Source organism: Streptomyces akebiae, from assembly GCF_019599145.1.
Lineage (GTDB): Bacteria > Actinomycetota > Actinomycetes > Streptomycetales > Streptomycetaceae > Streptomyces > Streptomyces akebiae.
Window position 1 is genome coordinate 895,476 of the sequence record NZ_CP080647.1, and the last position, 20,887, is coordinate 916,362.

Genomic DNA, 20,887 nt, shown 5'->3' on the forward strand with positions numbered 1-20,887 from the left:
CTTCGGGGGTGGGGATGGTGGCGGGGGCGCGTTGCCAGGGTGGGCCGGAGTGGGTTCTTGGCCAACCAACGGGAGCTCCGTTGCGTCCAGTTGACGATCGTGGGCGCGTCCGGGGTGGGGCCACCATGGAGACCCGAATGGGCGGCACCGCAGGGGTCCGGTGCCGCCCATTCGGGGGCGCGGCGGGTGTCAGCCGCTGCCGCGTGGCCACGACGGTTTGCTTCTCTGCGTGTGCGCGGGGCCGTACGCGCGGGGCCTTGCAGGCGGAGCCGTGTGCGCGGCGGCCCGCTCAGCGGTCCGCCGAGGAGACACCGAGCCAGTAGCCGAAGCCGCGGCGGGTGTGGATGAGCGGCGGGGCCTCACGGTCCACCTTGCGGCGGAGCCGGGAGACGAGTTGCTCGATGGCGTTGTCGCCGTGGAAGTCGCCCCAGACGTAGCGGCCGATCTGCTCCTTCGACAGCACCTTGTGCGCGTTGACGAGGAGGTGGCGCAGGAGGCGGTATTCCGCCGGGGTGAGGTGCAACGCCCGGCCCGCGCGCAGCGCCTGACAGGCGGAGTCGTCCAGGACCAGGTCGCGGTAGGACAGTTCACTGTCCCGGCGGACGGGTTTGCGGCCGCGGAGCAGGACTTGGGCGCGGGCCAGGACCTCGGCGACGCGGAAGGGTTTGGTGACGTAGTCCTGTTCCCCGAGGCCGACTTCCGGGAGGAGTTCGCCGAGGGAGTCGTACCGGGTCAGGAAGAGGACGGGTGGTCGGTGGGTCAGCGGGCGGCGCTCCCGGCCGAGACCCTCCAGGTCCGACAGCGCGAGGTCGAGCACGACCAGGTCGAACCGCTGCTCGGCGAGCCGGGCGACGGCCTCCGCGCCCGACTCCGCCATGTGGATCCGGTATCCCGCCAACTCCATTGTGGTGAAGAGGAGTTCCGCGACGTCCGGGGCGTCGACGACGATCAGGACGTGTTGGCCCGCACCCCTGGGGAGCGACGGTTTCTCACTGGCACTGCCGTACATGGTTAAGGCCATTCGTGTCGGCTCTTCCTTGCGGGGCGGATGGGCTCGGTGGCTGCGCACGGCCGGCGGGCGGGCCGGAGCGGCGCCGGCGGCCTGAACGTGGGCGTGGACAGCACCCTACTACTCTCGTTGCTTGACTCAAGTAAGTCACCTGTGTTTGCCTCACTCAGGCAAGACGACGAGCAGCCGGGCGATCCGTCCGGCGACCCGCCCACCCCAGGGAAGAGGGACATTCCATGAGCATCGACGGTCTCGACGGCCGCAGCGTCGTCGTCACGGGAGCCGGGTCCGGCATCGGCCGGGCCGCGGCCCTGAAGTTCGCCGCGGCGGGTGCGAAGGTGCTGGTGGCCGACATCTCCGGGAAGGCCGCCGAGGAGACCCTGGAGGCGATCGCGGCGGCCGGCGGCACCGCGGTCGCGGTCGTCGGCGATCTCAGTGACCAGGCGGTCGTGGACGAGGTCGTGGCGCGTGCCGTGGAGACCTTCGGCGGGCTGGACGTGCTGGTGAACAACGCCGGGATCATGGACCGGATGTCCGCCCTGGCCGATGTCGACGACAGCGAGTGGGAGCGGGTCATCCGGGTCAATCTGACCGCGCCGTTCCTGCTCACCCGGGCCGCACTGCCGCACATGCTGAAGGCGGAGCGCGGCGCGATCGTCTTCACCGCGTCCGAGGCGGGACTGCGCGGCAGCGCGGCCGGGGCCGCCTACACCGCGTCGAAGCACGGTGTCGTCGGTCTGGTGAAGAGCCTGTCGGTGATGTACCGCAAGCAGGGCATCCGGGCCAACGCGATAGCGCCCGGCCCCACGATGACCAACATCCAGGTCGACGCCGACCAGCAGGCGCACGGTCCAGCGGTCATCCGCGGCCTGATCGGCGCCACCATCGGCCGACTCGGCACAGCCGAGGAACAGGCCGACGCGATCGTCTTCCTCGCCTCCGACGCGGCCGCCTTCGTCAACGGCGCGGTGCTGCCGGTCGACGACGCCTGGGCCGCCGTCTGACGGACCGCGTCCCGGACCGAGGGCCTGCCCCGGCCCCCGACCGGCGTCGCCTTCCCCACGCACGCCCACTCGGGCGGTGTGCTCCCGTCTCCGCAGAAAGTGAGTCTCCCCATGGCGACGATGAAGTCCGTACGGACCGCCGGTGTCGGCAAGGTCGAGGTCGTCGACGTCGAGCGCCCCGCACCCGGCCCCGCGGACGTACTCGTCCGCGTCCGTGCCTGCGGCATCTGCGGCACCGACGTCACCTTCCTCCACATGGGAGGCGTGCCGTCCCGCGCCCACCTGGGCGGCGAGTTGATCCCGGTGGCGCTCGGCCACGAACCGGCCGGTGAGATCGTCGAGGTCGGCGCCGAGGTCTCCGGCCTCGCGGTCGGGACCGGGTCGTGGTCAACCCGCAGGACGCCCCCACCGGCATCATCGGCTGCGGTGGTGCGTACGGCGGGATGAGCGAGTACCTGCTGATCGAGAACGCCGAGGTCGGCAAGGGTGTGGCGGTGTTCCCGGACTCCGTGCCCTTCGACGTGGCCTCCCTCAACGAGCCCATGGCGGTGGCCCGGCACTGCGTCAACCGCTCGGAGGCCGGACCCGACGACAGGGTCGTGGTCTTCGGTGCCGGGCCCATCGGCCTCGGCACGGCGATCTGGCTGAAACTGCGCGGGGTGAAGCACGTGGTCGTGGCCGACGTCATCCCTTCCCGGCTGGAGAAGGCACTGGCCGTGGGCGCGGACGCCGTCGTCGACTCGGCGCGGGAGGATGTCGCCGCGCGGCTGACCGAGTTGCACGGGCAGGCCGCCAACGCGCTCGGGCAGCCCCGGCCCGGCACCGACATCTACATCGACGCGGCGAGGGCGCCGGCCGTGTTCAACACCGTGGTGGGCTCCGCCAAGTAGCGCGCGAAGCTGGTCATGGTCGCCGTGCAGAAGAAGGGGTCGGAGATCGACCTCGGCGGCATGCTCCGCAGCGCTCATCAGTCACCGGGTGCCCGCCGCCGACGTCGACCGGGCCTTCGAGCTGACGCTGACGCCGGGGGCGGCGGAGAAGGTGATCGTGACGTTCGACGAGTAGAGCCCGAGGGTCCCAAGTGACGGGGGCCTGCCGCCGGTTGTCGCCGGATGGCAGGCCCCCGTTCCCGTCACCGGGTCCTACGGGCGGTCAACTCGGTCCGAATTGGCGTCACTTGCGCGGTTCGCGCATGGAGGATGCTACGAATCTGAGGATTCACTGAGCATTCCGCGTGCCCGCTACGTAGACGAGTACGCGCTTGACCCGTGCCGGATGTCCCTCCGGTGCCGGAGTTGTCCTTGAGAGGCCTGATGAGACGCAACACGCGAAAGAGATCGAACACCGCCCGCCGAGCGGTGGGCGCGGCAGCCGCAGTGGCCATCGGCGCCGGCGGACTGGTGGCGGTCAACATCTACGCCTCGGCCGGCGAGAGCGGCTCGAAGGGCTCAGCCCAGAACCAGGTGCTCGCGGCCGGAACGTCCACCATCGACTGCCCCGACGTGGGCCAGAAGCTGACGTCGGTACCGGCCCAGGCCAAGGCTCAGGTCGACAGGGAGCTGGCCCTGCTCGACAAGCAGATCTCCGAGGCGTACCAGCGCCTCTCCACCTCGCAGCGGGCGATCCAGCAGGACCCGGGCTTCGCGCAGAACGCGATCGTGGGTCCGCTGAAGGACAAGCGGAAGGCGACGATCGACCGGATCGCCATCGCCATCGGCCGGGTGGCGGCCAAGCCGCAGGGTCTCGACGCGCTCGCGGCCTGCACACTGCGCCCGACCGGCAACCAGCCCGCCCCCGCTCAGAACGCCGGCAACAACCAGGGCGGCAACAACACCAATGCCGGAGTGGCCGGCAACGGTCCCGTCGCCGCCGACTTCGTGGACATCACCAAGGTGCAGCCCAACGTGCGCACACCGGCCAGGTCGGCGAACGCCTCGAAGGGCGTCTTCGTCACCCAGTGCGGCGTGAACGCCAACAAGCTGTACAACAGCGACAACGTCATCGTCGCACCCGGTGTCACCAACGGCGCGCACCACATGCACGACTACGTCGGCAACCAGGACAACGACGCCTTCTCCAGCGACCAGGACTTCGCCAAGGCGGGGACCAGCTGCCGGAACAAGGGCGACAAGTCGTCGTACTACTGGCCGGTGCTGCGGCTCCAGGACGGCACCAAGGAGTTCGACGCCACCCAGCAGGGCGGCGGGGCCGAGGGCAACACGGGCCGGATCCTGACGGCCAAGAAGGCCACCTTGAACTTCGTGGGCAGCCCCCGCGGCAAGGTGGTGGCGATGCCCAAGTTCCTGCGCATCATCACGGGTGACGCCAAGGCGTTCGTCAACGGCACCGCCAACGCCAACGCCTCCTGGAGCTGCACCGGTTTCGAGAACAAGGTGCAGTTGAAGGACAAGTACCCGCTCTGCCCCTCGGGCAGCGACGTGGTGCGCACCTTCAAGTTCCAGAGCTGCTGGGACGGCAAGAACATCGACAGCGCGAACCACCGCACGCACGTGGCCTTCGCCGACGCGAGCGGCAACTGCGCTGCCGGCTTCAAGGCCATCCCGCAGCTGGTGCAGCGTCTGGTCTACGACGTGGACGCGCCCAGCGTGAAGGACAACGGCAAGACCCGTCCGTTCTACTCGCTGGACAGCTTCCCCGAGCAGCAGCACAAGCCGGTCACCGACCACGGCGACTTCATCAACGTCTTCGACCAGAAGCTGATGAACAAGGCGGTGCAGTGCATCAACACCGGGCGTAAGTGCAGCTGAGTCCGGGCAGCGGGTGGGGGGTGTCGTCCTGACGGCACCCCCCGCTTCTACGTGTTGTGCAGATACGCCAGCACGGCCAGCACCCTGCGGTGTCCGCTGTCGCCGGTCGGCAGGCCGAGTTTCAGGAAGACGTTGCCGATGTGCTTGCTGACGGCTCGTTCGGTGACGACCAGGGTCCGGGCGATGCCGGCGTTGTCGTGGCCCTCGGCCATCAGCGCCAGCACCTCGCGTTCGCGCGGGGTGAGCGAGTCGAGCGGTGAGTCCTTGCGGCGGGTGAGCAGTTCGGTCACCACCTCCGGGTCGAGCGCGGTACCACCGGCCGCGACCCGGTCGAGGGCGTCCAGGAACTCGTCCACCCGGCCGACCCGGTCCTTGAGCAGATAGCCGACCCCGCCCGCTCCCCCGCCCAGCAGTTCGGCGGCGTACGACTCCTCCACGTACTGCGAGAGGACCAGCACCGGCAGGCCGGGGAGTCGCCGACGGGCCTCCAGCGCCGCGCGCAGGCCCTCGTCACGGAACCCGGGCGGCATCCGGACGTCCAGGACGGCGACGTCCGGGCGGTGTTCCAGCAGGGCGGGGAGGACCTCGGGACCACTGCCCGCGACCGCGACGACCTCGTGTCCGGCCGACGTCAGCAGCAGGACGAGACCCTCTCTGAGCAGAGCGTTGTCCTCGGCGATCACCACACGCACGGCCGTACCGCCTCAGTCGTCGACCGCCCTGTGCGGGAGGTCCCCGGTTCGGTCGTTGATTCCCTCTCGCTCACCATACGCAGGGCAGCTCCACCTCGATCACGGTGGGCCCGCCGACCGGGCTGGTCACGGTCATGCGCCCGTCGAGCGCGGCGACCCGTCGCCGCATCCCGAGGAGCCCGGATCCGCCGGTCGTGGACGGCGTGGCGGCCGGGCCGGACGCCTCCGCGCCGCCCCGGCCGTCGTCCCGCACCCGGACGGCCACGCCCCGGGCCGTGCGGGTGAGGTGGACCTCGGCGTGGTCGCAGCCGCTGTGCCTGGCGGCGTTGGTGAGGGCTTCGGCGACGACGAAGTACGCGGCGGCCTCCACCGCGGCGGGCGGGCGCGGACCGTCGCTGTCCTCCAACCCGCGCACGTAGACGGCCACTTCGATGCCGCCGGCGGCGGACAGGGCCCGTACGGCGCCGGCCAGGCCCCGGTCGGTGAGGATCGGTGGGTGGATGCCGCGGACGACGTGGCGGAGTTCGGTCAGCGCGGCCTCGGCCTGCTCCTGGGCGTCGAGCAGCAGCCCGCGTGCGGCCTCCGGGTCGCTGTCGTACGCGCGCCGGGCGAGCCCGATCCGCAGGGAGAGCGAGACGAGGCGGGCCTGGGCGCCGTCGTGCAGGTCGCGTTCGATACGGCGCAGTTCGGCACCGTGGGCGGCGATCGCGTCGGCGCGGGTCACCGTCAGTTCCTCCACCCGTTCGGCGAGCCGGGCCCCGGGGGACGGTTCGAGGAGGGCTTCGGACCAGTGGGCGTCGAGGTCGGCGAGACGGCTGATCAGCGGCAGGACGAGGGCTTCGCGGCGCAGCAGTCCGCACCGCGTTCCGTCGACGACCAGGCCCAGTGGCCACAGCGGCACCGCGAGGAAGAAGAGGGCGCCGTAGACGTAGTACGCGAGCATCCAGCGGGCGTCGGTGCGGGTGCCGGGGTCGCGGACGGCGATCCGCAGGCGTTCGCGCAGGGTGCCCTCGATGGGCTGGTAGGCCTCGGGGACTGCCCGGCCGGTCCAGGCGGCCACCTGGTGGCGTTTCGCGCCGGCGATGCGGCGGATCAGGGTCACGGTCTCGGGCAGCATCCAGGCGCCCACCACGGCGAGGGTGGCGACGGCGGTGATCAGCAGCACCGTGATGAAGAGGTACACGCCGAACGCCGTCGCGGCGGCGACGACCAACTGGAGCGTGGCCCGCCAGGCCTGCCGCACCGTTGCACTCATGGCGGCCAGATTAGGCGACCGGGCGAGGCGGGAGCGGTGAGGGTGCTGAGGCTGGTGAGGAGCGGGCGTGGGACGGGCACGGTGCGGGTGGGTGCGACGTGGGCGCGGCGCGGCGTGTGGTGGGGCGGGGAGGCAGGGGTCGGCACGGCATGGTGTGGGGCGACGAGGTGCGGGTCGGAGCGAGGTGGGGCGAGGCGGCGTCCGGGAGGGGCGAGGCAGCGGGGAGGGGCGTGGCGGGCACGGTGCAGGGGGACTCAGTCGCACTGTGCCGTGCCCGCCACGCTCCTCCCCCACGCACCGCACCAACCCTCCACGCCCCCATGCGCAGCCCGCCAAGAGCTCACCCCTCATGGACGGCACCCCTAGGACGCGGCCCCGGACAGCGGCAGCCGGACCGTGAAGGTCGTCGTGCCCGGCCGGCTGGTCAGGGTGATGGTGCCGCCGTGGGCGCGGACCAGGGAGTGGGCCACGGCGAGGCCCAGGCCGCTGCCGCCCCGGTCGCGGCTGCGGGCCTTGTCGACCCGGTAGAAGCGGTCGAAGACGCGCTCCTGATCGTCTGCCGGGATCCCGGGCCCCGAGTCGGTGATCCGTACCTCGGCCGCGCCGGACTCTTCGACGACCTCCAGGGAGACCTTCGTACCGGGCGGGGTGTGCACGGCGGCGTTGGTGAGGAGGTTGTCGAGGACCTGGCGGAGGCGGAGGGGGTCGAGGTGCAGCCGGACCGGGGCGGAGCCGGTCACCACGGTCAGCGGACGGTCGGGGTGGCCGGCCCGGAAGCCGTCCGTCGCCTGTCGCGCCAGCTCCACCAGGTCGGTCTCCTCCAGCCGCAGCGGTGTCTCCACGTCGGCGGCGTCGAGGCGGGCCAGCATCAGCAGGTCGTCCAGGAGGACGCCCATCCGGGCCGCCTCGGCGCGCAGCCGGGCCAGGTGCTTGTCGCGTTCCTCGGGGCTGTGGGCGGCGGCGTACTGGAAGAGGTCGGCGTAGCCGCGTACCGACATCAGCGGGGTGCGCAGTTCGTGGGAGGCGTCGGCGACGAAGCGCCGCAGCCGCTGCTCCGCCTCGGTGCGGACGGCGAACGCGTCGTCGATGTGCTCCAGCATGGTGTTGAAGGCGGTGCGCAGTTCCTCGACCTCGGGGCCGCCGTCGCGGTTGTCGTGGCGCACCGGCAGCCGTGCCGAGTCCGTCAGGTCGTGCGAGGTGATGCCGCGGGCGGTGTGCGCCATGTCGCTCAGCGGTTTCAGGCCGCGCCGCAGCATGGCCCGGCCGAAGACGACGAGCGCCATCAGGGCGAGGACGAAGGTGAAGACCTGCACGGTGATCAGCCGGCCCACGGTGTCCTCGATGTCGTCCATGGGCGCGGCACTGACCAGGACCACGCCGGGCTCGACCTCGCAGGCCCGCAGCCGGTACTGGCCCTGGCCCTGGAGGTGCTCGGTGCGGGTGACCTCCGTGCCTTCGACGGTCAGCGCCTTGGCCACGAGGGTGAAGTCGTCGATGTCCTTGGGCAGATCGCCGGGGTCCTCGGGCTTGCGGAGCACCGGTGTGCCGCCCGAGGTGTCGTACACGGCGTAGTACCAGCGGTAGTACTTCTTCCCCTGGAGGGTGCCGTAGTCCGCGATGCTCTTGGACTGGGCGATCTGGGCGATCTTGAGCTGTTCGTTGAGCTGCGCGGACAGATAGTCGCGCATGTACATGGTCAGCGCGCTGCCGACGACGGCGAACACGACGAGCGCCACGGCCCCGAGGCCGAGGGCCAGCCTGGTGCCGAGGCGCATGCCGCGATAGCCCTGCTTGAGGCGGGCGATCACTCGGTGGCCTGCCGCAGCACATAGCCGAAGCCGCGGACGGTGTGGATGAGCGGTTCGCCGGTGTCGTCGAGCTTGCGGCGCAGCCGGCTGACGACCAGCTCGACGACGTTGGAGCGGCCACCGAAGCCGTACTCCCAGACGTGGTCGAGGATCTGCGCCTTGGTGAGGACGGTCGGGGACTTGCGCATGAGGTAGCGCAGGACCTCGTACTCGGTGGGCGTGAGGGTGAGCAGCTTGTCGCCGCGGCGGACCTCGCGGGTGTCCTCGTCCATCGACAGGTCGGCGACCTGGAGCACGGACCGCTGGAAGGCCGGCCCGGCGCTGCGGCGCAGCACGGTGCGCAGGCGGGCCATCAGCTCCTCCACGGCGAACGGTTTGACCAGGTAGTCGTCGCCGCCCCGGGTGAGGCCGGCGACCCGGTCGGCGACGCCGTCGCGGGCGGTCAGGAACACCACGGGCACCATCGTGCCGGACCGCCGGAGCTGGTCGAGCACGCCGAAGCCGTCCACGCCGGGCAGCATCAGGTCCAGGACCACGATGTCGGGGCGGAACTCGGCCGCCTGCCGCAGCGCCTCCTCACCGGAGTGGGCCGTGACGGCGTCCCAGCCCTCATAGCGGGCGACGGTCGCCACCAGGTCCGCGATCGGCGGATCGTCGTCCACCACGAGCAGTCGCACTTTTTCCACGTCCTCATACTGCGCCACCGATCGCCGTGCGCCATAGCCGCTCACAGCCTCGCGGCCCGATCGATAAATACTTGAAAGTTGTCCGACAGCAAAACGACAGCGGTCACCGGAGAAGCTCGTATCCCCCACTCGATCAAGGAGCACTCCACGTGACCACCGTCCAACAACCCCCCGCGGCGGTCCGCCGCTCGGGAGCGCGTCCCAAAGTGGTCGCCCGCACCGGTCTGTACGCGGTGCTGGCGGCGAACGTCGCCGTGGTGACCTTCTTCTTCGTGCAGGCGGGCTTCGCCTCGAACGCCCTGATCGTGCTGGGCCGCCTGACCGGTCTTTACGGCGCGCTGCTGATGGCGTTCCAGCTGGTGCTGGTGGCCCGGCTGCCGTGGTTCGACCGGCGCATCGGCATGGACCGGCTGACCTCGTGGCACCGCTGGACCGGTTTCTCGGTGCTGTGGCTGCTGGTCGCGCACGGGGTGTTCATCACCTTCGGCTATGCCCAGTTTTCGGACCTGGACCCGCTCAGTCAGCTGGTGGACCTCGCCGAGACCGTCGAGGGTGTGCTGCGCGCGATCGTCGCGCTCGGCATCATCGTCGTGATCGGTGTGGTCTCGGCCCGCTTCGCCCGCCGCAGGCTGGCCTACGAGACCTGGCACTTCATCCACCTGTACACCTACGTCGCGGTGGTGCTGGCGTTCACGCACCAGGTCGCGGCGGGGACGTCGTTCGCCTCGTCGGAGACCGCGACGGCGTACTGGTACGCGCTGTGGGGCGTGGCCCTGGCCTCCGTGTTCCTGGGCCGTCTGGTGCTCCCGCTGTGGCGCAACTGGCGCCACCAGCTGCGCGTCACCGCGGTCGTCCCCGAGGCCGACAACGTCGTCTCGATCTACATGAGCGGCCGTGACCTGGACCGGATGCCCGCGCGGGCCGGCCAGTTCTTCCTGTGGCGGTTCCTGACCCGGGACCGCTGGTGGCAGGCCAACCCGTTCTCGCTGTCGGCCGCGCCCGACGGCAGCCAGCTGCGGCTGACCGCGAAGGCGGCCGGCGCGGGTTCCGCCGCCCTGCGCCACGTCAAGGTCGGTACCCGGGTGTTCGCCGAGGGCCCGTACGGCGCCTTCACCGCGATGCACCGCACCCGGCCCGAGTCCGTGCTCATCGCCGGTGGCGTCGGTGTCACCCCGATCCGGGCCCTGCTGGAGGAGATCGAGGGGCACGCGGTGGTCATCTACCGGGTCGCCACGAAGCAGGACGCGGTCCTCTACGACGAGCTGCGGCAGCTCGCCTTCGACAAGGGCGCCGAGCTGCACCTGGTCTCCGGCCCCGTCAGCCCAGACCTGCTGGCGCCGCGCGAACTGCGGCGCATGGTGCCGGACATCACCGACCGGGACGTGTTCCTGTGCGGGCCGCCGCCGATGATGAACGCGGTCCTGCGCAGCCTGCGTGAGCTGGACGTGCCCAAGCCGCAGATCCACTTCGAACGCTTCAGCCTGGCCGGATGACGGACACGAGGACAGCACTGTGAAACGAGCCATACCCGCCCTGGTCCTGAGCGCCGCCGCGCTGGTGCCCGTCTGGCGTTACGCCCCCTCGACCGACACGACGTCCACGACGACGACAGCCGAGCCCGCCCCGTCGGCCTCCGCGTCCACGTCGTCGGGCTCCACCGTGGTCACGGGCCCGACGATCGACACCGAGAAGGGACCCGTCCAGGTCCGGGCGACCTTCCAGGGCGAGAAGATCACCGCCGTCACGTTCCTCCAGCAGCCGGACCACCCGCAGACCGAGGCGGCGGTGCCGGTACTGATCGAGGAGACCCTGACCGCGCAGAGCGCCGACATCGACACCGTCTCCGGCGCCACCATCACCAGCGACGCCTACCGGGAATCCCTCCAGGCCGCGATCGACGAGAACGAGAAGTCGGCGTCATCGTCCGGCTCCGGCTCCGACTCCGCGTCGGGGTCGGCTTCGGGAGACTCGGAGGCGGGGCGGGCGAGCGCGAGCCAGACCGTCGCGGGCCCGACGGTCGGCACCGTCAAGGGCGACGTCCAGGTCCAGGTGACCTTCGAGGGCGACGAGATCACGGCCGTGGAGATGCTGAAGCAGCCGAACCACCCGCAGACCGAGGCCGCCGTCCCGGTGCTGATCAAGGAGACCCTGGCGGCGCAGAGCGCCGACATCGACACGGTCTCCGGCGCCACCATCACCAGCGACGGCTACCGGGAGTCCCTCCAGGCCGCGATCGACGCGAAGGCCTGATCCGGTGCGCCGCGTCGAACACATCATGGGGTTCCCGATCTCGCTGCTGATCGAGGACGAGGAGGCCACCGCCGAGGCCGCGGAGCCGGCGTTCGCGTGGCTGCGGGAGGTCGACGCGCGGTTCAGCCCGTTCCGCGCCGACAGCGAGGTGTCGCGGCTGGACCGGGGCGAGTTGGCACCGCACGAGCTGAGTCCGGACCTGACCGAGGTCCTCGCCCTCTGCGAGGAGTACCGGGTGGCGACGGACGGCGCGTTCGACGTGCGGCTGCCGGGGCGCGGACTCGACCCCTGCGCCATGGTGAAGGGCTGGGCCGTGCAGCGGGCGGCGGAGCTGCTGACGGGGCTGGGCGCGAAGCGGCTGTGCCTCAACGCGGGTGGCGACGTGGCGGCGACCGGCGGGCCGTGGCGGGTGGGGGTGCGTCACCCGGAGCGGGCCGACCGCCTCTGTGTGGTCCTGTCGGTCACGGACGGCGCGGTCGCCACGTCCGCCCGCTACGAGCGCGGCGACCACATCCTCGACGGGCGCACCGGGCGCCCGGCGACGGGCCTCCTCAGCCTCACGGTGGTGGCCCCGTCCCTCACCGAGGCCGACGCGACGGCGACGGCGGCGTTCGCGATGGGCACGGAGGGCATCGAGTGGGCCGCGTCGCGGGAGGGGTGCGAGGTCTTCGCGGTCGACGCCGAGCAACGGGTCTTCCGCACCCCGGGGTTGCCGGTGGCGGCGTAAGGGCGCCTCACAACTCGGGGGCGCGGGTGGTTCGGCGACTGCGGCCAGTACGTGGCTGTTCGCGCAGTTCCCCGCGCCCTGAAGGGGCCTGCGGCTCTCATCTCCCCCCCGCCCGGCCCCGAGGGAGAGCGCCTCGCACCCCCGGCGCACCGGACGCCGCCCGCGGAAATCCCGTTGCGGCCACGCCCCCGCCCCCCGACAGTGGCCCCATGACCACGACCCACCCCACCCCCCTCCCGCCCGGCCTGGCCGTGCGCCCGGCCACGCTCGACGACGCCGCAGCGGTGTGCGCGCTGCTCAACGAGATCGACCTGCTGGAGATCGGCCGCGCGGAGACCGAACTCGTCGAGGTGCAGGCCGATCTGAAGCATCCGGAGGCGGACCTGGAGCGGGACTCCTGGCTGCTGTTCGACGGGGACCGCCTGGTGGCGTACGGCCTGCAGTGGGACGAGTCCGGTGGCGAGCGCATCGACATGGACCACTACACGCTGCCGGGCCAACTGCTCGGCGCGCTGCACCTGTTCGACCTGATGGAGGCCCGGGCGGCGGAGCGCGCGGCGGCCAACGGCGCCGACCGGGCCGTCGTGCACATGCACCTCAACATCACCCCCACGATGGACCTGGACGCCTTGCGCGGACGCGGCTGGCGCACGGTCCGCCGCTACCACGTCATGTCCCGCCCCCTCTCCCCCACCGAGCCCCTGCCGCCGCTCCCGCCCGGCGTCACCCTGCGCACCTGTGCCACCGAGGAGGACCGCAGGAAGGCCTACTCCCTGCTGCAGACGGCCTTCGCCGACCACTTCGACTTCCAGCCGCGTACGTACGAGCAGTGGCTGGACGACATCGACGCCGAGAACGTCGACTGGTCGCTGCTCTGGATCGCGCACGTCGACGGCCTCGGGGACGTGGCGGCCCTGCGGTCCCGCAACGACCGTTCCGCCGCGGCCTGGATCTCCAGCATCGGCGTCCTGCGCGAGGCCCGCGGCCGCGGCCTCGGCAGCCTGCTGCTCCGCCAAGCCTTCGGTCACTACGCGGCCCTGGGCCGCGACCGCATCAGCCTCGGCGTCGACACCGACAACACCACCGGAGCCCTCGCCCTGTACGAACGGCACGGCATGAAGCGGGACTTCGCGGTCGACACGTGGGAATTGATACGCCCCGTCCGGTAGGCCCCGATCGCAGAGCCCCCGTTCTCCACCGAGGACGGGGGCTCTGCGTTCGGCCTGTCGGACATTGTTCGAAACCCCTTGACGCCCCACCACACATCGATTGACACTCTCGCAACACGACGTCACACGGCCGAAACAGCGGGACACCCGGGGCGAGGGTTCCCGCCCTTTCTCGACCCCCTTTTCCGCTTGCCTCCCGTCGCCTTTCGCCACTCCTTCATCAGTCGTGCTCTCAGCAGGGATACTCCACATGACGTACATCGCACGTCTGCGCGGCCGCGCGAGACGCTGGGCGGGTCCGCTCGCCGGGCTCACCGCCGCGTCACTGCTCCTGGGCCTCGCCGGGCCCGCCGCTCCGGCCGCCGCGGACGACGCCGACCTCACCGACGGTCTGGCTCTCTGGTACAAGCTCGACGCCACCTCCGGCACCACGGTCACCGACGCCTCCGGCAACGGCCGTGACGGCACGGTGAACGGCACCGCCGGCTGGACGGGCGACGGCCAGGGTCTCGCCTTCAACGGTTCGGACACCTACGTCAAGGTGCCGAACGACGTCATGAAGGGCATGAACTCGATCAGCGTCTCCATGGACGTGCTGATGGACGAGTCGCAGTCGGGGCCGTACTTCATCTACGGCTTCGGCAACACCAGCAACGGCACGGGCAACGGCTACCTCTTCGCCACCGGCAACTCCCTGCGCACGGCCATCGCGTCGGGCAACTGGTCGACCGAGCAGAACACCCGCCCCTCCGACTCGCACAACCTGACCCGTTCGGTGTGGAAGCAGCTCACCTACACCCAGACCGGCACCACGGGCGTGCTGTACGAGGACGGCGTGGAGGTCGGCCGCAACACCTCGGTCACCACCACCCCGGGTTCCATCGGCTCGGGCACGACGACCGCCAACTACATAGGCAAGTCGGTCTACACCAGCGACAAGCTCTTCAAGGGCAAGATCCGTGACTTCCGGGTCTACGACCGGGCCCTCGCCGGCTCCGAGGTCGAGCAGCTCTCGCTCCCCATCGCAGCGGAGGGCGTCGCCGCCGACAAGGCCGCCCTCACCCTGGGGGACACCAGCGCGGTGACCGCCGACCTGGACCTGCCGAAGACCGGCACGGCCGGCGGCTCGACCATCACCTGGGCGAGCGACAACACGGACGTGGTCTCGGACTCCGGCGCGGTGACCCGCCCCGCCGCCGGTCAGCCGGACGGCCACGCCACACTGACGGCGACTCTGAAGAAGGGTCCCGCGAGCGCCACCAAGACCTTCGAGGTCACGGTCCTGCCCGCCTTCGACGACACCACCGCCGTCGACCAGGCCGCCGCGGCACTGACCGTGCACAACCTCGACGACGCGCGGGGGAACCTGACGCTCCCGACGTCCGGCGACTTCGCCACGAAGGTGTCCTGGTCCTCCGCGAACACGGCCGTCGTCACCGACGACGGAGTGGTCCAGCGTCCCGCGCACGGCGACGGCGCGACCACCGTGGAGCTGACCGCGACCGTCACCAAGGGCGACGCGAAGAAGAACCGCACCTTCACCGCGAAGGTGCCGGAACTGCCGAAGAAGGAAGCCCTCAAGGGCTATATGTTCAGCTACTTCACCGGCGAGGGCACCTCGGACGGCGAGCAGCTCTACGCGGCCCTCAGCAAGGGCAACGACCCGCTGAAGTGGCGGGAGTTGAACGACGGCAAGCCCGTCCTGACCTCCACGCTCGGTGAGAAGGGTCTGCGCGACCCGTTCATCATCCGCTCCCCCGAGGGCGACAAGTTCTACCAGATCGCCACGGACCTCAAGATCTACGGCAACGGCGACTGGGACGCCTCCCAGCGCACCGGCAGCAAGTCCATCATGGTCTGGGAGTCGACCGACCTGGTCAACTGGACCAACCAGCGCCTGGTGAAGGTCTCCCCCGACTCGGCCGGCAACACCTGGGCCCCGGAGGCGTACTACGACGAGGAGCTCGGCGAGTACGTGGTGTTCTGGGCGTCGAAGCTGTACGACAACGAGGCCCACTCCGGCGACACGTACAACCGCATGATGTACGCGACCACCCGTGACTTCTACACCTTCAGCGAGCCCAAGGTCTGGATCGACCGCGGCTACTCGGTCATCGACTCCACGGTCATCCGGCACGACGGCGAGTACTTCCGCCTCTCCAAGGACGAGCGGAACAACAGCTCCTCCACGCCCAACAGCAAGTTCATCTTCGAGGAGAAGAGCGACACGCTGCGCAACCTCTCCTGGACCGCCGTCGCCGAGGGCATCGGCAAGGGCGAGATGAGCGCGGCCGAGGGCCCGCTGGTGTTCAAGTCGAACACCGAGGAGAAGTGGTACGCGTTCCTGGACGAGTTCGGCGGGCGCGGCTACATCCCCTTCGAGACGACGGACCTGGCCTCCGGCGTCTGGACCCCCTCCACCGGCTACGACCTGCCGTCCAAGCCCCGGCACGGCACCGTCCTCCCGGTCACCCAGGCCGAGTACGACCGGCTGCTGCAGACCTACCAGCCGGACCAGATCATCACCGACGTCGAGGACGTGAAGGTCGAGACGCGTGTCGGTGACGCCCCGGTCCTGCCGGCCACCGTCATCGCCGAGTCGGCGGACGGTGTGAAGCGGCCCGTCGCGGTCACCTGGGAGGCCGTTGACGCGTCGCAGTACGCGCAGGCCGGCACCTTCACGGTGAAGGGCGACATCGCGGGCGACTCGGCGATCGAGGTCACCGCGGAGGTCACGGTCTCCGCCGAGGGCCCCGACGTCCCCGCCGACCTGCTCCTGCACTACGACTTCGACGAGACCGGCGGCAGTATCGCCCGCGACTCCAGCGGCCACGGCTACCACGGCACCTACGTCCGTACGCCCGACTTCGGGACCGGCGTGGACGGCGGCTCGTTCAAGATGTCCGGCGGCAACAGCGGCTCCAGCTCGCCGTACGTCAAGATCCCGAACGGCGTCCTGAAGGACACGAGCAGCGTCACCGTCTCCACGTACGTGAAGTGGAAGGGCGGCGACAACTTCCAGTGGCTGTTCGGGCTCGGCCCCGACAGCAACAAGTACCTGTTCGCCACTCCGTCCAACGGCGGCGGCAAGCTGTTCTCCGCGATCACCAAGGCCACCTGGTCCGGTGAGAAGCAGATGCTCGGCGGCTCCCAGCTCACCCCGGGCGAGTGGAAGCACCTCACCGTCACCCTGAACGGCGCGACCGAGACGGCGGTCCTCTACGTGGACGGCGCCGAGGTCGCCCGCGTCGGCGGGGTCACCATCAAGCCGTCCGACCTGTACGACTCCGCCAAGGACCACTCCGGCTACATCGGCAAGTCCCTGTACTCCCCGGACCCGTACTTCGGCGGCGAGGTCGACGACTTCCGTATCTACAACCGGGCCCTGACGCCGGCCGAGGTCCTGGAGCTCGGCGGCAACACGACCGGGATCGCCGCGGTGACCCACCCGGCGCTCAAGACCGACGCGATCATCACCGACAAGGACAGCAAAGTCGTCCTGCCGCTGACCCCGGGCAGCGATGTCACCGCTCTGGCACCGGAGTTCACCCTCGCCCACGGCGCGACCATCAGCCCGGCCTCCGGCACCCTGCGCGACTTCAGCGAGCCGGTGACGTACGAGGTCACGGGTTCGGACGGGAAGAAGCGCACCTGGACCGTCTCCGCGGTGGTCATGAAGAGCCCGGTCCTGCCCGGTCTCAACGCCGACCCGAACGTCGTCCGCTTCGGTGACACCTTCTACATCTACCCGACCACCGACGGCTTCGAGGGCTGGAGCGGTACGCAGTTCAAGGCGTACTCCTCCAAGGACCTGGTCAACTGGACCGACCACGGTGTCATCCTGGACCTCGGTCCGGACGTCTCCTGGGCGGACAGCAGGGCCTGGGCGCCGGCGATGGAGGAGAAGAACGGCAAGTACTACTTCTACTTCTGCGCCGACGCGAACATCGGTGTCGCGGTCTCCGACTCGCCCACCGGCCCGTTCAAGGACGCGCTCGGCAAGCCGCTGCTGAAGGCCGGTGACCACACGGGCCAGATGATCGACCCGGCGGTCTTCACCGACGACGACGGCACGTCGTACCTCTACTGGGGCAACGGCCGCGCCTACGTGGTCCCGCTCAACGACGACATGGTCTCCTTCGACGCCTCGAAGGTCACCAACATCACGCCGAGCGGCTACAACGAGGGCACCTTCGTCATCAAGCGCAAGGGCACCTACTACTTCATGTGGTCGGAGAACGACACACGTGACGAGAACTACCGGGTCGCCTACGCCACCGGCTCCTCGCCCACCGGTCCCTGGACCAAGCAGGGCGTGATCCTGGAGAAGGACCTCTCGCTCGGTGTGAAGGGCCCCGGCCACCACTCGGTGGTCCACGTCCCGAACACCGACGACTGGTACATCGTCTACCACCGCTTCGCCATCCCCGGCGGTGACGGCACCCACCGCGAGACCACCATCGACAAGCTGGAGTTCGACGCCGACGGCCTGCTGAAGAAGGTCGTGCCGACCCTGGAGAGCATCGACCCGGTCACCATCGCCCGGGCCGGCGCGGACACCTCCGGCAAGGAGGGCGCCAAGATCCAGCTGAACGGCACGGTCTCCGGCGCGGGCACCGCCCAGTGGACGATCGGCAACGACGTGCCCTGCGTCTTCGCCGACGCCAAGTCCGCGAAGACCACGGTCACCTGCGCCGACAACGGCACCTACACGCTCACCCTGACCGGCGGCCGCAGCACCGACACGGCGACCGTGACCGTCACCAACGCCGCCCCGAAGATCACCTCCGCGACCGGCCCCAAGTCCCCGGTGGCGGTCGGCAAGGGCACCTCGGTCACGGCCAAGTTCACCGACCCGGGCACCCGCGACACCCACACCTGCAAGGTCGACTGGAAGGACGGCACCAAGCCCACCGCCGGCAAGGTCGGCGCCGGCGTCTGCAAGGCCGAGCACACCTACCGCAAGGCGGGCATCTTCCGCCCGGTGGTCACCGTCACCGACGACGACGGCGCCTCGGCGAGCAGCACGCTCCCCGAGCTGATCGTCTACGACCGGGCCGCCGGGTCCGCCGCCGGCAAGGGCACCTACACCTCACCGGCCGGGTCCTTCCCGGCAGGGCCGAAGCTGACCGGCACGACGGCCTTCTCCTTCACCGCCAAGTACGGCAAGGGTGACACCAGGCCGTCCGGCAAGGCCGCGCTCGACTTCACCAAGGCCAAGCTGAAGTTCCGCTCCACGGGCTCCGACTGGCTGGTCGTCACCGGCTCGAAGGCGGTCTACCAGGGCTCCGGCACGGTCAACGGCAAGACGGGCTACGCCTTCCGCATCACGGCCACCGACGGCCCGGACACCTTCAGGATCAAGATCTGGAAGAAGTCCACGGGTTCGGTTGTCTACGACAACAAGACGGCCGCGAAGACGAAGGGGATCACGATCGGCCGCAAGTGACCCTCTGAGCGCCACCCAGACCGAGCCGCGTCCGGATACGTTCCGGGCGCGGCTCGGTCCATGGGGTGGGGCGGGTGGTCTCGGGCCAGGCCTCGCGGGCCTGAGAAGCACGGGGCGCAGCCCCTGCTTTGCAGGGGCGCGGGGAGCTGCACGACCAGCCCCCACCGGACCCGCAGCCCGCGGCGCCCGGGAATCCCCCCACCCCCAGAACGTTGAACCCCATATGACCCCGCCCCTCTCCTCCGCACTCTCCTCGACCCGCTTCTCCGTCCTCGACCGCTCCCGCACCCGCGAGAACCACCCCGCCCCCGAGGCCCTGCGGGACACCGTGCGGCTGGCCCGGGACGCGGAACGGCTCGGATTCCACCGCTTCTGGGTGTCGGAGCACCACGGCGTACCCGGCGTGGCCGGCTCCGCCCCCACGGTCCTGGCCGCTGCCGTCGCCGCGGCCACCCGCACCATCCGCGTGGGCACCGGCGGGGTCATGCTCCCCAACCACCGTCCGCTGATCGTCGCGGAGCAGTTCGGCGTCCTGGAGTCCCTGTTCCCGGGGCGGATCGACATGGGCCTCGGCCGCTCCGTCGGTTTCACGGACGGCGTCCGCCGGGCCCTGGGCCGGGACAAGGACGCCGCCGACACGGCGGATTTCGAGGGGCAGCTCGACGAACTGCTGGGCTGGTTCGCCGGGACCTCCCCGACCGGGGTGCACGCCCGCCCCCCGGAGGGCCTCACCGTCCCCCCGTTCGTGCTCGCGATGGGCGAGGGCGCCGACATCGCCGCGCGGGCGGGCCTGCCGATGGTGATCGGCGATCTCCGCGACCGCGAGCGGATGAGGCACGGCATCGACCGCTACCGCGCGGGGTTCCGTCCGTCCGCGTGGGCCGAGGAGCCGTACGTCGTCGTCTCCGGCACGATCGCCGTCGCCGGCACCCCGGAGGAGGCGCGCCGGATCCTGCTCCCCGAGGCCTGGGCCATGGCCCACTCCCGTACCCACGGCACGTTCCCGCCGCTCGCCCCGGCGGAGGAGATCGAGCGGCGGACGATGACGGCCAGGGAGCGCGGCTTCTACGAGAGGGGGCTGACCGGTCAGGTGCACGGCACCGAGGAACAGGTGGCGCACGAGCTGGAGTCGCTGATCAAGGAGACGGGCGCGCAGGAGGTCCTGGTCACGACCAGCACGTACGACCGTGAGGCGCTGCTGGACTCCTACACGAGGCTGGCCCGGATCGCGGGGCTCGGCTGAGCGGGCAGGCACCCGCCGCCGACTTCGGGCACGTGCTCGACCATGGCCGCCGCGTCGATCACCGCCGTCTGCGCGGCCCGTGCCAACGCCCGCCGGTCGGGGTGGTCGGCCGGACCGATGACGGCCCGTACGTCCACCTCGGCGACGACGCCGCGTCCCGTCACCACCCGCCACACGGAGGCGAGCAACGAGTCGTCCCCGACGTAGGCCGGCGTGGTGCTCGCTCCGCCCTCGGTGAGCCGGTAGCGGACGCGGACCGGCTGTACGGGCACGCCGGCGTCGAGCGCGGCCTGGAACACGGCCCGCCGGAAGCGGCCCTGGGCGCGGCCGCACCAGGTGCTCCCCTCGGGGAACGCGACGACGGCCGCACCACCGCGCAGGGCGTCGGCGATCCGGGTGACCGTGTCCGGCAGCGCGCGGATCCGGTCCCGCTCGATGAACAGCACTCCGCTCCGCGCGACGAGAGCGCCCGCGACCGGCCACCGCCGTATGTCCGCCTTGGCGAGCATCCGCGCCGGACGCACCGCGCCGAGCAGCGGTATGTCCAGCCAGGAGACATGGTTGGCGACGAGCAGCAGCCCGCCGTCGGGCGGGGCGGTGCCGGAGATCCGTACCCGGACGCCGGACGCCCGTACGACCCCCCGGCACCACGACCGCACGAGCCCGGCCGGAGCCCGCAGACCGACGACGCCGACCAGCACCCCGACGAGGACCAGGGCCACGACCGCCGCGAACCGGGCGACGGCCCCGGGCACGGCGGCGATCGACGCCCGCGTCTGAACGCAGGCCTGCGGGCTGCAGGGCGCGCTCGGCAGCCAGACGCTCAT

Annotated in this window: 16 protein-coding genes; 10 read left to right on the forward strand and 6 right to left on the reverse strand. The window is 70.9% G+C overall.

Annotation, left to right across the window (positions count from 1 at the left end; all coding sequences use genetic code 11):
- Nucleotides 1–289: 289 nt before the first annotated feature.
- Nucleotides 290–1,009, reverse strand: a complete 720-nt coding sequence (locus K1J60_RS03965) for a response regulator transcription factor (protein ID WP_220651261.1) — start codon at nt 1,007–1,009, stop codon at nt 290–292.
- A 236-nt stretch (nt 1,010–1,245) separates the two neighbouring features.
- Here K1J60_RS03965 and K1J60_RS03970 point away from each other — a divergent pair, with 236 nt between their 5' ends.
- From K1J60_RS03970 to K1J60_RS03980, 4 genes are all read left to right on the forward strand, one after another.
- The gene (locus K1J60_RS03970) at nt 1,246–2,013 is read left to right on the forward strand and encodes an SDR family NAD(P)-dependent oxidoreductase (protein ID WP_220644932.1); all 768 of its coding nucleotides are present in this window, start codon (nt 1,246–1,248) and stop codon (nt 2,011–2,013) included.
- Between the two features lie 111 nt (nt 2,014–2,124).
- Nucleotides 2,125–2,460, forward strand: a complete 336-nt coding sequence (locus K1J60_RS45605) for an alcohol dehydrogenase catalytic domain-containing protein (protein WP_259407543.1) — start codon at nt 2,125–2,127, stop codon at nt 2,458–2,460.
- Nucleotides 2,397–2,903 (forward strand): zinc-binding dehydrogenase, encoded by a 507-nt coding sequence (locus K1J60_RS45610; protein ID WP_259407544.1) that lies wholly within the window; start codon nt 2,397–2,399, stop codon nt 2,901–2,903. Before K1J60_RS45605 ends, K1J60_RS45610 begins: the two co-directional genes overlap by 64 nt.
- A 423-nt stretch (nt 2,904–3,326) precedes the next feature.
- Entirely contained in the window at nt 3,327–4,781 is a 1,455-nt protein-coding gene (locus K1J60_RS03980; protein ID WP_220644933.1) for a DUF1996 domain-containing protein, read from the forward strand.
- A gap of 47 nt (nt 4,782–4,828) precedes the next feature.
- Here K1J60_RS03980 and K1J60_RS03985 read toward each other — a convergent pair whose 3' ends face one another.
- The 4 genes from K1J60_RS03985 to K1J60_RS04000 all read right to left on the reverse strand — a co-directional run bounded on the left by K1J60_RS03985 (nt 4,829) and on the right by K1J60_RS04000 (nt 9,222).
- Nucleotides 4,829–5,473, reverse strand: a complete 645-nt coding sequence (locus tag K1J60_RS03985) for a response regulator transcription factor (protein ID WP_220644934.1) — start codon at nt 5,471–5,473, stop codon at nt 4,829–4,831.
- 70 nt (nt 5,474–5,543) lie between these two features.
- The gene (locus K1J60_RS03990; protein WP_220644935.1) at nt 5,544–6,728 is read right to left on the reverse strand and encodes a sensor histidine kinase; all 1,185 of its coding nucleotides are present in this window, start codon (nt 6,726–6,728) and stop codon (nt 5,544–5,546) included.
- Between the two features lie 362 nt (nt 6,729–7,090).
- A complete protein-coding gene (locus tag K1J60_RS03995) occupies nt 7,091–8,536 on the reverse strand; it encodes a sensor histidine kinase (RefSeq protein WP_220644936.1) in 1,446 nt (481 codons plus the stop codon).
- Nucleotides 8,533–9,222, reverse strand: a complete 690-nt coding sequence (locus K1J60_RS04000) for a response regulator transcription factor (protein ID WP_220644937.1) — start codon at nt 9,220–9,222, stop codon at nt 8,533–8,535. Before K1J60_RS04000 ends, K1J60_RS03995 begins: the two co-directional genes overlap by 4 nt.
- Nucleotides 9,223–9,371: 149 nt before the next feature.
- Here K1J60_RS04000 and K1J60_RS04005 point away from each other — a divergent pair, with 149 nt between their 5' ends.
- The 6 genes from K1J60_RS04005 to K1J60_RS04030 all read left to right on the forward strand — a co-directional run bounded on the left by K1J60_RS04005 (nt 9,372) and on the right by K1J60_RS04030 (nt 20,060).
- A complete protein-coding gene (locus K1J60_RS04005; protein WP_220644938.1) occupies nt 9,372–10,715 on the forward strand; it encodes a ferredoxin reductase family protein in 1,344 nt (447 codons plus the stop codon).
- Between the two features lie 19 nt (nt 10,716–10,734).
- Nucleotides 10,735–11,472 carry an FMN-binding protein gene (locus K1J60_RS04010; protein WP_220644939.1) on the forward strand — a complete coding sequence of 246 codons (738 nt, stop codon included), beginning with the start codon at nt 10,735–10,737 and terminating at the stop codon, nt 11,470–11,472.
- Nucleotides 11,473–11,476: 4 nt separating this feature from the next.
- Nucleotides 11,477–12,199, forward strand: coding sequence for an FAD:protein FMN transferase (locus K1J60_RS04015; protein ID WP_220644940.1), 723 nt, complete (start codon nt 11,477–11,479; stop codon nt 12,197–12,199).
- Nucleotides 12,200–12,408: 209 nt separating this feature from the next.
- The gene (locus tag K1J60_RS04020) at nt 12,409–13,368 is read left to right on the forward strand and encodes a GNAT family N-acetyltransferase (RefSeq protein WP_220644941.1); all 960 of its coding nucleotides are present in this window, start codon (nt 12,409–12,411) and stop codon (nt 13,366–13,368) included.
- 250 nt (nt 13,369–13,618) lie between these two features.
- Nucleotides 13,619–18,817: a family 43 glycosylhydrolase gene (locus K1J60_RS04025; RefSeq protein WP_220644942.1), complete on the forward strand. Its 5,199-nt coding sequence runs from the start codon at nt 13,619–13,621 to the stop codon at nt 18,815–18,817.
- Between the two features lie 223 nt (nt 18,818–19,040).
- Nucleotides 19,041–20,060 carry an LLM class flavin-dependent oxidoreductase gene (locus tag K1J60_RS04030; RefSeq protein ID WP_220644943.1) on the forward strand — a complete coding sequence of 340 codons (1,020 nt, stop codon included), beginning with the start codon at nt 19,041–19,043 and terminating at the stop codon, nt 20,058–20,060.
- On the opposite strand, the gene K1J60_RS04035 is transcribed toward K1J60_RS04030, so the two are convergent.
- Entirely contained in the window at nt 20,024–20,887 is an 864-nt protein-coding gene (locus K1J60_RS04035) for a lysophospholipid acyltransferase family protein (RefSeq protein ID WP_220644944.1), read from the reverse strand. The two genes, K1J60_RS04030 and K1J60_RS04035, sit on opposite strands and share 37 nt — an antisense overlap.

Bases quoted from the DNA above. Each gene is read 5' to 3' on its own strand.
- K1J60_RS03980 (WP_220644933.1), top strand. From the start codon at position 3,327: ATGAGACGCAACACGCGAAAGAGATCGAACACCGCCCGCCGAGCGGTG.
- K1J60_RS03990 (WP_220644935.1), bottom strand. From the start codon at position 6,728: ATGAGTGCAACGGTGCGGCAGGCCTGGCGGGCCACGCTCCAGTTGGTC.
- K1J60_RS04020 (WP_220644941.1), top strand. From the start codon at position 12,409: ATGACCACGACCCACCCCACCCCCCTCCCGCCCGGCCTGGCCGTGCGC.
- K1J60_RS03970 (WP_220644932.1), top strand. From the start codon at position 1,246: ATGAGCATCGACGGTCTCGACGGCCGCAGCGTCGTCGTCACGGGAGCC.
- K1J60_RS03965 (WP_220651261.1), bottom strand. From the start codon at position 1,009: ATGTACGGCAGTGCCAGTGAGAAACCGTCGCTCCCCAGGGGTGCGGGC.
- K1J60_RS04025 (WP_220644942.1), top strand. From the start codon at position 13,619: ATGACGTACATCGCACGTCTGCGCGGCCGCGCGAGACGCTGGGCGGGT.
- K1J60_RS04030 (WP_220644943.1), top strand. From the start codon at position 19,041: ATGACCCCGCCCCTCTCCTCCGCACTCTCCTCGACCCGCTTCTCCGTC.
- K1J60_RS45605 (WP_259407543.1), top strand. From the start codon at position 2,125: ATGGCGACGATGAAGTCCGTACGGACCGCCGGTGTCGGCAAGGTCGAG.
- K1J60_RS04035 (WP_220644944.1), bottom strand. From the start codon at position 20,887: ATGAGCGTCTGGCTGCCGAGCGCGCCCTGCAGCCCGCAGGCCTGCGTT.